This window comes from Natrinema marinum (assembly GCF_024296685.1).
GTDB classification, from domain to species: Archaea; Halobacteriota; Halobacteria; order Halobacteriales; family Natrialbaceae; genus Natrinema; species Natrinema marinum.
In genome coordinates, this window is the sequence record NZ_CP100763.1 from 551,354 (window position 1) to 563,633 (window position 12,280).

At 66.2% G+C, this 12,280-nt stretch carries 11 protein-coding genes; 6 read left to right on the forward strand and 5 right to left on the reverse strand.

Going from position 1 to position 12,280, the window contains the following annotated elements:
- Positions 1–15: 15 nt before the first annotated feature.
- Entirely contained in the window at positions 16–1,647 is a 1,632-nt protein-coding gene (locus NKH51_RS02860; RefSeq protein ID WP_254763730.1) for a potassium channel family protein, read from the reverse strand.
- Positions 1,648–1,798: 151 nt separating this feature from the next.
- On the opposite strand from NKH51_RS02860, the gene NKH51_RS02865 reads away from it, so the two are divergent.
- The gene (locus NKH51_RS02865; protein WP_254763731.1) at positions 1,799–2,818 is read left to right on the forward strand and encodes an aldo/keto reductase; all 1,020 of its coding nucleotides are present in this window, start codon (positions 1,799–1,801) and stop codon (positions 2,816–2,818) included.
- A 222-nt stretch (positions 2,819–3,040) separates the two neighbouring features.
- Positions 3,041–3,631 carry a hypothetical protein gene (locus NKH51_RS02870; protein WP_254765108.1) on the forward strand — a complete coding sequence of 197 codons (591 nt, stop codon included), beginning with the start codon at positions 3,041–3,043 and terminating at the stop codon, positions 3,629–3,631.
- A 76-nt stretch (positions 3,632–3,707) separates the two neighbouring features.
- Here NKH51_RS02870 and NKH51_RS02875 read toward each other — a convergent pair whose 3' ends face one another.
- Positions 3,708–4,904 (reverse strand): M24 family metallopeptidase, encoded by a 1,197-nt coding sequence (locus tag NKH51_RS02875; protein WP_254763733.1) that lies wholly within the window; start codon positions 4,902–4,904, stop codon positions 3,708–3,710.
- A 102-nt stretch (positions 4,905–5,006) separates the two neighbouring features.
- Between NKH51_RS02875 and NKH51_RS02880 the strand changes: the two genes are divergently transcribed.
- The 4 genes from NKH51_RS02880 to NKH51_RS02895 all read left to right on the forward strand — a co-directional run bounded on the left by NKH51_RS02880 (position 5,007) and on the right by NKH51_RS02895 (position 9,661).
- The gene (locus tag NKH51_RS02880) at positions 5,007–6,161 is read left to right on the forward strand and encodes a LolA family protein (RefSeq protein ID WP_254763734.1); all 1,155 of its coding nucleotides are present in this window, start codon (positions 5,007–5,009) and stop codon (positions 6,159–6,161) included.
- Positions 6,162–6,502: 341 nt separating this feature from the next.
- The gene (aroA, locus tag NKH51_RS02885) at positions 6,503–7,801 is read left to right on the forward strand and encodes a 3-phosphoshikimate 1-carboxyvinyltransferase (RefSeq protein ID WP_254763735.1); all 1,299 of its coding nucleotides are present in this window, start codon (positions 6,503–6,505) and stop codon (positions 7,799–7,801) included.
- Between the two features lie 123 nt (positions 7,802–7,924).
- On the forward strand, positions 7,925–8,422 hold the full coding sequence (locus tag NKH51_RS02890; RefSeq protein ID WP_254763736.1) for a hypothetical protein: 498 nt from the start codon (positions 7,925–7,927) through the stop codon (positions 8,420–8,422).
- A 96-nt stretch (positions 8,423–8,518) separates the two neighbouring features.
- On the forward strand, positions 8,519–9,661 hold the full coding sequence (locus NKH51_RS02895) for a thiolase family protein (protein WP_254763737.1): 1,143 nt from the start codon (positions 8,519–8,521) through the stop codon (positions 9,659–9,661).
- 174 nt (positions 9,662–9,835) lie between these two features.
- On the opposite strand, the gene NKH51_RS02900 is transcribed toward NKH51_RS02895, so the two are convergent.
- The 3 genes from NKH51_RS02900 to NKH51_RS02910 all read right to left on the reverse strand — a co-directional run bounded on the left by NKH51_RS02900 (position 9,836) and on the right by NKH51_RS02910 (position 12,201).
- A complete protein-coding gene (locus NKH51_RS02900; RefSeq protein ID WP_254763739.1) occupies positions 9,836–10,573 on the reverse strand; it encodes a DICT sensory domain-containing protein in 738 nt (245 codons plus the stop codon).
- On the reverse strand, positions 10,570–10,935 hold the full coding sequence (locus NKH51_RS02905) for a DUF7344 domain-containing protein (RefSeq protein ID WP_254763740.1): 366 nt from the start codon (positions 10,933–10,935) through the stop codon (positions 10,570–10,572). The genes NKH51_RS02900 and NKH51_RS02905 overlap by 4 nt, the downstream gene beginning before the upstream one ends.
- Before the next feature lie 129 nt (positions 10,936–11,064).
- A complete protein-coding gene (locus NKH51_RS02910) occupies positions 11,065–12,201 on the reverse strand; it encodes a hypothetical protein (RefSeq protein WP_254763742.1) in 1,137 nt (378 codons plus the stop codon).
- Between the last annotated feature and the right edge of the window lie 79 nt (positions 12,202–12,280).

Here is a 12,280-nt window from a genome sequence, read left to right on the forward strand (position 1 = left end):
CTCCCGTCCCGTTAGCTAGTCGGTGGCGAGTGCAACGAACTCGTTGATCGCCTCGTCGCTCCCCGCGACGATTAGGGTGTCATCCGACCGGACCTCGAACCCTGGGCCGAGATCGGTCAACAGCTCGTCGTCGCGCTCGGCGGCGACAACGGTACAGCCGGTTTTGGCCCGCAGGTCCACGTCGCCGAGGCTCCGGCCGGCGATCCGCGGTGCGGCCGTCCGAACGAGTTCGAACTGCGTTTCGGGGGTGAGGATCTCCTCGTCCTCGATCAGGACGGAGGCGAGCATCCGCCCGGTGACCGTCGACAGCGCGAGGACGTACTCCGCGCCGGCGCGGTAGAGTTTCGGGATGTTCTCGGTCTCGTTCGCCCGCGCGATGATCTCCACCTCGGGTGCGACCTGTTTGATGACCAGCGTCGCGTAGATCGTCGTCGCGTCGTCGTCGAGCGTGAGAATAACCGACCGGGAGTCGCCGATGCCTGCGTCTTCGAGGACGTCTTCGTCGGTTACGTCGCCGACGATATCGACCCCCTCCTGCTCGACGAGATCGACGACACAGGTCGACACGCCGTCGGCCGCCAGCGTTTCCGCCGCCGTGTGACCGACGACGCCGGAGCCGCCGACGAGGACGCGGTCCCGGCGGTGCTGTACGCTCGACACCGTCCGTGCTTTCAGTTCGGAGAGGTCGTCTCGCTGTCCCGCGACGAGCAAGATCGTGTTGCCGTCGATCCGGTGTTCCGGTCCCGGAACGGGGACGAACTCGCCGTTGAACCACGCGCCGATGACGGTGATCCCCATCCGGTCGCGGACCCCCGACTCCGGGATCGTCTGCCCGACGAGGTCGCTGTGGTCCTGGACGAGCAGTTCGGTCACCGCGAGGTCGTCGCTGAACTCGACCGTATCGCGGAGGTCGGCCGAGACGGTCGTCGTCGCCTTCGTCGCGAGGCTCTCCCCGAGGACCCGCCGCGGGCGGACGACGTCGTCGGCACCCGCGTAGCGGTGGTAGCTCGCCACGTCGTCGTCCTCGACCACGGTGACGATTCGGAGGTCACTCGAGAGCTCTCGAGCCGTGAGGATCACCATCGCGTTCGTCTCGTCGTCGATGTCGGTGACGAGCGCGCGAGCCTCGGTCGTGTTGGCCGCGCGTAGCGTCCCCTCCTGATCGAGTTCGCCGTAGATGGCGTCGATCCCGTCGTTGACCAGTTCCACGACGAGTTCTGGATCGTCGTCGATGAAGACGTACGGCACGTTCGCCGCCTCGAGCTCCTCCGCGAGCACGTCCGACCGGGGCGTGTACGAGCAGATGACGACGTGGTCGATGAGGTCGGTTTCTTCGGGCGGCCGATCTTGAAGCGCCTGCTGGAACAGCGGGACGACGATCAGGGGGAGCGCGAGGAAGACGAGCAGAACGCCCGTGAGGTTCATCGCGATCACCATCAGGTTCGTCGCGGCGCTCTCCCAGTCAGAGGAATCGCCACCGAAACCTGCGGTCGTCAATGCTTCGACCACGAACTGGAGCGCCTCGTAGTACGACATGTTCTCCCCCTCGAACGTGGCCATTCCGTGCTGGTAGAGCCCGGCGTAGACGAGGACGAGCGCGAGGACGGCGACCAGCGAGAGCGCGATTCGCCGCCACCAGTAGTTCATCACCGGGACGTGACCATCGAGTGGTATGTAGCTTCGGAAACCGGGTCCGGGATCGGTAGGTGGCACTGGTGGAGGAGGTATCGCTCGAGCGAGGGACTTCGTAGATCGCCGCAGCCCCGTTCGTTTTGCCCCTCGCCGTCGAATCCGCGCTATGGAGTACACGACGCTCGGCGACACCGGGACACGAGTCTCGCGGCTCTGCTTCGGCACGTGGCGCTTCGGAAAGGAAAGCGACGGCACCGTCGAGACCGACCGCGAGGAGGCCCGTCAGCTGCTCGACGCCTGCTGGGACCACGGGATCAACTTCATCGATACCGCGAACGTCTACGGCGATCCGAACGGCACGAGCGAGCGTTGGATCGGCAAGTGGCTCGAAGACCGCGACGATGTCGCCCGCGAGGACCTCGTCGTCGCCTCGAAAGTCTACTTTCCCTTCGACGGTCGCGGCGAGCCCGGGCCGAACGACTCCGGGCTCGGGCGGAAACACATCCGCGCACAGATCGAGGGCACCCTCGAGCGACTCGGCACCGACTACCTCGATCTGTACTACATCCACCGCTGGGACGACGACACGCCGATCCGGGAGACGATGCGGACGCTCACCGAACTCGTCCGCGAGGGCAAAGTCCACTATCTCGGCGCCTCGAGCATGGTCGCCTGGAAACTCACCAAGGCGCTGTGGACGAGCGACGTCGAGGGCCTCGAGCGGTTCGACGTGACCCAGCCGATGTTCAACGCGGCGGACACTGACGACGTGAGCGACTATCTCGAGGTCTGTGCCGATCAGAACCTCGCCGTCTGTCCGTACTCGCCGCTCGCGGGCGGCTTTCTGACGGGAAAGTACGAGCGCGACGAGGACGGGGCCGTCGTCGCACCGGACGGCTCGCGGGGAACCCTCTCGGACCTCTTCGAGGACCGCTACACCAGCGAGACCGCCTGGGAAGTGCTCGAGGCCGTCGAGTCCGTCGCCGACGAGGTCGACGCCACCCCGGCGCAGGTGTCGCTCCGGTGGCTGATGGAGCAAGATCGGTTCACTTGCGTTCCGATCGTCGGCGCGCGGACGCCCGACCAACTCTCGGAGAACGTCGGCGCGGTCGAGCTCGAGCTCACCGAGGCGCAGTTCGAACAAATCGACGACGCGCGCGGCGTGGACGACGACGGCTATCGCTGACCCCATCAGTCGTCGACGGGCGACTCTCCATCCGTTGTGGAGCGCGCTCACTTTTCGCACCCACTGCACAGCAACGTCACATCAGCTATCGAATATCGCGTCTGTGCAGTGGCCCACCTCGTCGGCCCGATATAACACCCTGCATTAGATGGGGATCGGGCTATCTGTGAGCGGTGCTAAGTCGGCGTAATGACACGAGACGAACGCATGTCCAGACGGCGGCTGCTCACAGTGACCGGTGTCGCGGCGTCGACGGCGTTCATCGCCGGCTGTGGCGGCGGCAGCGGTGGGAACGGGGGCAACGGGGGCAACGGCGGTACCGAAGACGGTAGCGGCGTGGAGATCGAGCCCGGCACGCAGATCGAATTCGACGGCCAGACGCCCGGCTGGGTCGGCATCGCACCCGACTCGATCGCGGACGAGGACAACCCGACGATCGTTCTTCAAGAGGGGGAAACCTACGAGATTGGCTGGACGACCGGCGACGGCGCTCAGCACAACATCGAAATCAGGGACGAAAACGATGAAGTCGTCGGCGATCTCTCGACGGAGGTCGTCACCGAACCCGAAGATCAGTGGCTCGAGTTCGAGGCGAGCAGCGAGATGGCGACGTACGTCTGTCAGGTCCACCCGAACACGATGATCGGGGATATTCAGGTCGCCGGCGGTGGCGGCGACACCACTGGCGGCAACGAAACCGGCGGCAACATGACCGGAAACGAAACCGGTGGAAACGAGACTGGCGGTAACATGACCGGAAACGAAACCGGCGATAACATGACTGGGAACGAAACCGAGAATCAGACCGGCTAACGGTCGCTACCACCTCAGCTAGCGGCAGTTGCTGTGACCGAAGGGACGGGAAACGCACTTCGTTCGCACTCCTGCCTTACTGTCGACTGCCGACCGTCGGCTCGAGCCCCACGCGATACTCGGTCAGGTTCTCGTAGCCGTCCTCGGTGACGACCACCAGATCCTCGATGCGGACGCCGCCGACCGCGGGGTCGTAGATGCCGGGTTCGATCGAGATCACGTGACCGGCCTCGAGGTCGCCGCCGGAGGGCGAGACGCTTGGCTCCTCGTGGATGTCCAGCCCGACGCCGTGGCCGGTGCTATGGATGAAGCCGGTCTCGGTGTTCGGGTCGCTCCGGAGGGTTTCGTAGCCCGCGTCCTCGATCACGTCGCAGGCCGCGCCGTGCACGTCGGCTCCCGTTACGCCGGCCGCGACGGCCTCGAGGGCGGCCTCGTAGGCCTCGTGGGTCACGTCGTACCGTCGGCGGGCCTCTTCGCCGGGGTCGCCGCGGGCGAACGTTCGTGTCATGTCCGCGAAGTAGCCGGTCTCCTTGTCCCGCGGGAAGATGTCGATCACGATCAGCTCGTCGGCCTCGAGCGGGCCGCTACCGCGATCGTGAGGGTCTGCGCCGTCGGCCCCGCAGGCGACGATGGTCTCGTCTAACGCGCAGCCGTGGCGCAGCAGGGTGATCTCGATCTCCTCTTTGACGTCCTCGCTGGTCAGCGCCTCGCCGTCGCGGACGAGCACGCCGTCCTCGACCTCGGCAGTGGCGAGCAACTCCTCGGCGCTGGCCATCGCGGCCTCGTTCGCCCGCTGGCTCGCCCGGATCTGCTCGACCTCCCACTCCGTTTTCCTCGCGCGGATCTCCGTCACGATCCCCTCGCGTTCGACGGTCACCTCGAGACCGCGCTCGCGAAGCCCGTCTGCGGTTCCCGTCGGGAAGTTCCGCGGCACCGCGATCGAGTCGACGCCGCGGTCCGCGAGAAAAGCCTCGATCGAGCGGATCTTCCCCTCGTACCGGCCGTGTTCGGCCACCAGCCGCTGGTAGTCGTAGTCGGCTCGCCGACTGACCGAGTCCGCGTTCGCCTCCGCACTCGCGCGGCCGTACTCGAGGCCCGAGACGAGCAGGTGGACCCCGTCTCGGGTGACCAGGGTCTGATAGGGATCCGGGGCGGTGAAGCCGGAGACGTACCGCTGGTCCGAATCCGACGCGTCGTCGTCGATCAGGTAGCCGTCCGCGCCCGCCGACTCGAGGTACTCGCGGAGGGGTGCGAGGTCCGCGTCCACGTTCATGCGAGAGTGTGGGACGGGCGGGCACATAATCCCGGGGATCCCGGCGGTCGCGGATCGATTCCGATCCACAGACTTATCAATAAAGGTGGTAATCCCCCGCGTATGAACCGGCGACGGATCCTGGCAGCGGGGGCGGCGGTCGCGCTCGCCGGCTGTGTGACCTATCCTGACAGCGATACCGACGGCGAACCGCCCTCGGGCGAGGAACTGGTCCGGAACGCGGTCGAAACGCGCCGTCACATGCACGATCTCGAGGCGCGACGGACGATGACGGTCGAAACAGAAGACGAGACTGCCGAGCGGGTCGAGCGCGTCGCCCGGCAGCCACCGGCCAAACAGCGCATCGAGGTCGTCGAGTCGACCGATCCCGACGTGCCGGTCGGGGCAGTCACCGTGACGAACCGGGCGACGACCTGGGAGTACAACCCGAAGACGGAGGTGGTGGACAAGCAGAACCATCCGAACAAGGTCGACACTGATCGGACGCGCCTCGTCCTCGAGAACCTCCTCGAGGAGTATCGGCTCAGCTACGAGGGGACCGCGACCGTCGACGGCCGGACGGCCCACGTCGTCGAGACGAAGCCGCCGGCCGAGGATGTCGGCCCGACGATCGATCTCGTCGTCGGGGACACGACCTTCGTCGTCCCGCTGCGTGCGACCGCCGACCCCGAGGCGATGGACGTCACCCGGACCGTCTGGATCGACGACGAGTACCGGTATCCGATCAGAGAGCAAAACACGCTCACCATCGACGGCGAGACGCGCCACGAGTTGACGGTCACGTACGAGGATCTCTCGATCGATACGGGATTGCCACCGGGAACGTTTACCTACGAACCGCCGGCGGACGCGACAGTCGAAACCGACGGCCGCGACCCGGCGGGCGTCTTCGAGTCGCGGACGGCCGCCGAAGAGATCCTGCCGTACGAGTTGCCCGAACCGGACGTGCCCGATTCCTACGTCCTCGACCGAATCACCGTCGTCAAGCGAGCCGAAAACGTCGGTGGCACCACCGCGACGATGTGGTACAACGATCCGAACGTGATCGCGCGCGAACTCTACGTCGCCGTCCGGGAGTATCAGCGGTTCAGCCCCGACGTGCTCGAGGAGATCGATCTCGACGGGCACACCGCCTATCGGCGCGACGGCCGAATTCAGAGCATCTTCTGGACCTGCGGCGGGCTGAGCCACGAGGTCTCGAGTCTCACCGACGACTCGCCGCTACTCGAGATCGCGTCGTCCGTCGGCTGCCCGTGACGCGTCGTCACCGCCTCCGATTTCTGTCGCTTGATCCCGATCAACCGATGTGCGGTGGCGCGCGCTGTCGGCTGTCTGAGTGCGAGCGAAGGCAGCCGACGACTCCGTGCGAGGGATGAGCGCGTGACTGAGAGGAACGAGCGCATCGGCTGGGGAGGGCGTGGTGATCCCTCGTGTCCACGATAGCAGGACGCTTTCTTCGCCCCTCCCAACCACAGCGTCTGTACGCGCGTTCCCTGGCCAAGAAGGTCGACCCACAGAGTCCCTTCACGGCTCATCGCCCTTTTCTCGAGACTTCGAGGATCGGTATCGGTAAGACGGGGCCACTCCACAGGGCGACCATGAACGTCACCATCGCGCCCTCGAACGTCGCGGGGACGGCCCGCGCACCGCCCTCGAAGAGCTACACCCACCGGGCGATCCTCGCGGCGGGCTACGCCGACGGGGCCACCGTCCGCGACGCGCTCTGGAGCGCGGACACGCGGGCGACCGCCCGCGCCGTCGACTTGTTCGGCGGCGCGGTCGACCGACGAGACGACGGCACCCTCGAGATCGACGGCTTCGACGGCCGCCCCGACGTGCCGGCGGACGTGATCGACTGCGCGAACAGCGGGACGACGATGCGTCTCGTCACCGCCGCGGCGGCACTCGCCGACGGCACCTCGGTGCTGACCGGCGACGAGTCGCTGCGCTCGCGACCCCAGGGGCCGCTGCTCGAGGCCCTGACCGACCTCGGCGCCGAGGCGTACAGCACCCGCGCCAACGGACAGGCGCCGCTGGTGGTCACCGGTCCGCTCTCGGGCGGCGAGGTGTCGATCCCCGGCGACGTCTCCTCGCAGTACATCACTGCCTTACTGCTGGCCGGCGCGGTCACCGACGAGGGGCTCGCGATCGACCTCGAGACGGCCCTCAAGTCCGCGCCCTACGTCGACATCACGCTCGAGGTTCTGGACGCCTTCGGCGTCGACGCACGGAAAACGGACTGCGGATTCGAGGTCGACGGTGGGCAATCATACGCGCCCGCGGGTGGTGAGTACGCGGTCCCCGGCGACTTCTCGTCGATCTCGTACCCGCTGGCTGCGGGCGCGATCGCCGGCGACGCGGACCAGGGCGTCCGCATCGAGGGCGCGAACCCGAGCGCGCAGGGCGATACCGCCATCGTCGAGATCGTCGAGCGGATGGGCGCGGACGTGGACTGGGACCGCGACGCAGGGACGATCGACGTGTCGGCGGCCTCGCTCTCGGGGATCGAGGTCGGCGTCGAGGACACGCCCGACCTCCTGCCGACGATCGCGACACTGGGGGCGGTCGCCGACGGCGACACGACGATTACGAACGCCGAGCACGTCCGCTACAAGGAGACCGACCGCGTGAGCGCGATGGCCGAAGAACTGGGCAAGATGGGCGTCGAGACGACCGAGGAGCGCGACTCGCTGACGATCCACGGCGGCGAGTCGACGCTCGAGGGCGCGACCGTCTCCGGCCGCGACGACCACCGGATCATCATGGCGCTCGCGCTGGCCGGCCTGGTCGCCGACGGCGAGACGACTATCGAGGGCGCCGACCACGTCGACGTCTCGTTCCCCGGCTTCTTCGAGTTGCTCGAGGAGTTGGGCGTCGAACTCGAGCGCCGACGCTGACGGCCGACCGGTCAGGGCCTGCGGGGGTCCGGGCGAGTAGCTCGAGGGACGGCGACGTGGCGAGCCGGCGAAACATGTGTCCGAGCGCGATTTTATATCCGAGCGACAGCATACGTCGAATCGATGGGGGACGGCGACGACGAGTCCGAAATGGGAGAACTGGAGTTCCTGCTGACGCGATACCAGCAGCTCATCGACCACCAGATGGGGAACAACAATATCATCCACACGACGTTCTACCTGAGTTTCGTCTTCTTCGGTGTCCTGCTCGGCGTCGTGCCTCGAACCGAACTGCGGCTCGCGCGGGCGGCGCTGTACGTCTTCGCGGCGGCCATCTTCGTCTCGATGTTCATGTGGACGCGGACGTACATCAACGACAGAGACGTAACGGAGGCAAAGCGGAACGCGATCCTTCGCGAACTGAACGAGGGCAGTTACTCGTGTGGCGATCTCGAGTCGGTCGAGCGGTTCTTTCCCGACCCGGGATTTCAGCGCCGCGAACGATGGTCGAAAGGCCGCCGAAAGGAACTCCTGTTACAGGCATACTATCTCGCGCTCGCCGCGCTCTCGGTGGCACTCCTCCTCGTCGAGTATCTGCTGATTCCGTCTCTCGCGCTCTGATCTGGATTACTCTCGCGCGAACGGCCGGTAACGACTCTCGTCTGTGCTTTTCCGAAAAAGGTAGGTATTTATGTCCACGAAAGATGATGGCATACAATGTCAGCCAACACGCCGGTAATCGTTAGCGCTGTTCGAACCGCTCAGGGTAGAGAAGACGGTGCGCTCGCGGACATCCGTAGCGAAGACCTCTCGATCCCGCTGGTCAACGAGATGCTCGCCGAAACGGGCGTCACGGGCGAGGATGTCGACGACCTGATGTGGGGCTGTGCACAGCAGCGAGCCGAGCAGCGAACGAACATCGCGCGCCAGATCGCGCTCTTCTCGGAACTCGGCGAGGGGGTCCCCGCCACGACGGTCGACCGCCAGTGTGCCTCCTCCGCGCAGGCGATCATCAGCGCCGCCGACTCGATCGCGGCCGGCCGCCATCAGGCGGTCATCGCCGGCGGTGTCGAGAGCATGAGCCGCGTCAAGATGGGCGCGGCCGAAAGTGGCGAGGTGTATCCCGGCCTCGACGAGAAATATGGCATGCGGAACCTCCAGATGGGGATGACCGCCGAGAAGGTCGCCGAGAAGTACGACATCAGCCGCGAGGAACAAGACGAGTACGGCGCACGCAGCCAGCAGCGCGCGGTCGAAGCGACGGAGGAAGGCAAGTTCGACGACGAGATCGTCCCGATCGAGACCGAGGACGGCGTCCACGACGAGGACGAGGGGCTGCGACCCGGTACCACCGCCGAGAAGCTCGCCGAACTCCCGACGGTGTTCAAAGAGGACGGCACGGTCACGCCCGGCAACGCCTCCCAGATCGCCGACGGCGCGGCCGGCGTCATGCTCACGAGCCGCGAATTTGCCGACGAGAACGACCTCGAGGTGCTCGCCGAGGTCGGCACCAGCTACGTCGCGGGCGTCGACCCGACGGTCATGGGCATCGGCCCGGTCCCGGCGACGGAGGGCCTCCTCGAGCGCGCCGGTCGCGACATCGACGACTACGGCCTCGTCGAGATCAACGAGGCCTTCGCCAGCCAGACGCTCTATTCCGCGCGCGAACTGGGGATTCCGATGGACCGACTCAACGTCAACGGCGGCGCAATCTCCATCGGCCACCCGCTTGGCTGCTCCGGCGCGCGCCTGCCGGTGACGCTCGTCCACGAGATGAATCGGGAGGGCGTCGAGCGCGGTATCGCGACCGAGTGCGTCGGCTTCGGTCAGGGTGCGGCGATCGAGTTCGAACTCCCCTGAGACGCTCGAGTTAGCGGTTTTGGTCCAGATTTTGCGAGGCCGGTCGCGAGCGAAGCGAGCGACCCGGCCGAGACAAAAGGTGGTCGCGTCAGGCTGGGGCGATCAAGTTCGAACTCCCCTGAGACGCTCGAGTTAGCGGTTTTTGGTCCAGATTTTGCGAGGCCGGTCGCTCGGTTACGCGATCTGGTACGTGGTCTCGAGATACGAAACGAGTTCTCCGACCAGTCCCGAATCGTACGTCCAGAACCCGTAGAACGCTCCGTCCCGTCGCTCTTCGGCGAGCAACGCGCAGGCCTCCAATGCGTTGCGACCGCCGTCGAATACGACGAACCAGTACTCGCCGAGTTCGCCGTCCGATCCGGAGACGGCCGTGACGCCGTCGGGAATCGTCGCGTCCCACGCGTCCGCGAGAAAGAGCGCGATCGTGAGGCGACTGTGACTTGCCAGCCGTTCGTACACGTCGGCCTGTGGGGCGAGCGCCGCCGGTCGCTCGAAGCCGACGTATAGCTTCCCGGTGCCGATGCGCCACGCCCGCTCTTCGATCTCGCGGGCCGCTGCCAGCATCTGGCGGCGGTCGTAGGACGTAAACAGCGTGTTCTCGAGGAAATCAAAGAGCTCGGAGCGGTCCTGATCGGTCTCGCCGAGTTTCCACGGCGGGTGAATCGTCGGCGAGAGGATCGCCCGAAACTGGTCGACCCCGACTGCGCCGCGGAACGCGCCGTCGCCGCCTCGAACGATGACGAATCCCGTATCGCCGAGTGCGCCGAGCGACCGATGGGTCACGTCGACGTTTCGCGTGTCGAACTGCCGGCGGAGTTCCTCGACGATGGCGTCGTCGTCGGTGTACACCTCGAGGGTCTTCCGTCGCCGTTCGATCGCTTGGATGAACTCGGCGAGGGCGTTCGCGGTCACGACTCGGTCACCCCCAGGGCGTCGGTGACCGCGGTCGGAATCTCGGCGTCGGTGACCGCGTTAGCCTCGGCGTCGAACGCGACGAACCCCAGCGCCTCGAGTCTGGGAAGGATTACGTGATAGAGCTGCGTTCGAATCGGGTCTCGGTCGGACGGCTCGGCGATCGACCCCCGGACGCTGGCGTCCGTAGCGACGACGACATCGGCCAGTTCCTCGAGCGTCACCGTCGGGTGGTCGTGGAGATAGACGATCGCGTACCGCGCGTAGCGATCGGTGAGCAGCCGAAGCACGTCGTCGACGGGGAGTTCACCCGCCGCTGCGCGCAGCACGAACGGATCGGGGTCGAACCGTTCACCGCTCATGTGCGATCGTATGCTATCCAGTCTCAAATAGCTATACGCGGCGTCGGCTCCGCTCGAGCGCGGCTGGCTAATCGAGGGTCGACTCACCGAACCCTCCCACTACTGCTGCCATCGACCGTTCGACTCCGGTTACGGCCACTCGACCGTTTCGTTCGAACCGGCGACGATCGAGACGGTGCCGCTGTCGACGGGAATGCCGTTCTGGTTGTACACCTCGACGGTCACGTCGTACGTATCGCCGTTGACGCCACCCTGCCGTCGGCCCGCCGCCGGATAGACGGCGGTGCCGGTCGGAGCAGCGTCGTTCGATTTCGTCGCGTCGGACCAGTCGTTTGTCGTGTTGTCGAAGCTGACGTCGACCCGCTCGAAGTCCTCGCGCGGGTCGACCTCGTAGTCGACGGTGAACCGGTTGTTCGTCCACTGCTCGTCGTTGGTGACGGTAAAGCCGACGAGCGTCGGATCGTTTTCGTCGCCGAGGTCGTCGCCCGGCGGGTCCGATCCGGTGGCGGTGGTCGTGATCTCCGTGTAGAGGTCGGTCACTTCGCCCGACTCGTCGTAGACGCGAAACCGGAACTCGTAGGTGTCTCCCCCGGCCCCGCCGTCGCTGCCGCCGCCTGACGGATACGAGATCGTCGCCTCCGTCGTCTCCTCGACGTAGGTCGTTTGCCCGATGTAGCCGGCGTCGACGTTCTCGACCTCGAGTTCGACCCGGTCGAAGTTCGGAACCCGAGTCACGCGGTAGGAGATCGTAAACGCCGCGTTGCCGTTTCGCGTGTCGTCCCGAATCCGCTGTTTGAGCGACGGCCCGGCGGTGACGGCCACGCGTCGCTCGAGCGAGAGCCCCATCGCGTCCCGCGATGCGCCGATATCGAACGCCAGCGCATCAGGGCCGGTCGGGCTAGCCGAATCCACGGACACGAGGACCGAACGAGTCACGCCGCTGTCGATCGAGAGGTCGGACGCCGAGAGGGCTCCCTGGGCCGGGGTTTGCAGTGCGAGCGATACGTCGAGCGGGGTACCGGTGTTGTTCGTGAGATCGACCAGTTGCTGGTCGTCCCGGCCGGCCTGCACCGACGACGCGAGCTCGAGTCCGAGCAGGGCGTCGCCGTCGTCGGCGGACGCCACGGAGATCGGTCGATCGGCGTCGACCGCCGAGAACGCCCCCGTTTCGCCGAGCAACAGGAGTCCACCGCTGACGACGGACCCTTTCGCGAGCAACCGGCGTCTCGTCGTGCTCCCTCGCGTTCGCTTCCGACGACGCCCCATGTAGATATCAGTACAACTTACTGTCTCCGGCTGGATGAAGTTGTCGGCCCGTCGAGTCTCGATGGTTCGACGGTCGGTC

What these genes read in the sequence shown, in the direction of transcription:
- NKH51_RS02880 (WP_254763734.1), top strand. Translation starts at nt 5,007, where the DNA reads ATGAACCGGCGACGGATCCTGGCAGCGGGGGCGGCGGTCGCGCTCGCC.
- NKH51_RS02865 (WP_254763731.1), top strand. Translation starts at nt 1,799, where the DNA reads ATGGAGTACACGACGCTCGGCGACACCGGGACACGAGTCTCGCGGCTC.
- NKH51_RS02875 (WP_254763733.1), bottom strand. Translation starts at nt 4,904, where the DNA reads ATGAACGTGGACGCGGACCTCGCACCCCTCCGCGAGTACCTCGAGTCG.
- NKH51_RS02910 (WP_254763742.1), bottom strand. Translation starts at nt 12,201, where the DNA reads ATGGGGCGTCGTCGGAAGCGAACGCGAGGGAGCACGACGAGACGCCGG.
- aroA (WP_254763735.1), top strand. Translation starts at nt 6,503, where the DNA reads ATGAACGTCACCATCGCGCCCTCGAACGTCGCGGGGACGGCCCGCGCA.
- NKH51_RS02895 (WP_254763737.1), top strand. Translation starts at nt 8,519, where the DNA reads ATGTCAGCCAACACGCCGGTAATCGTTAGCGCTGTTCGAACCGCTCAG.
- NKH51_RS02890 (WP_254763736.1), top strand. Translation starts at nt 7,925, where the DNA reads ATGGGGGACGGCGACGACGAGTCCGAAATGGGAGAACTGGAGTTCCTG.
- NKH51_RS02905 (WP_254763740.1), bottom strand. Translation starts at nt 10,935, where the DNA reads ATGAGCGGTGAACGGTTCGACCCCGATCCGTTCGTGCTGCGCGCAGCG.
- NKH51_RS02860 (WP_254763730.1), bottom strand. Translation starts at nt 1,647, where the DNA reads ATGAACTACTGGTGGCGGCGAATCGCGCTCTCGCTGGTCGCCGTCCTC.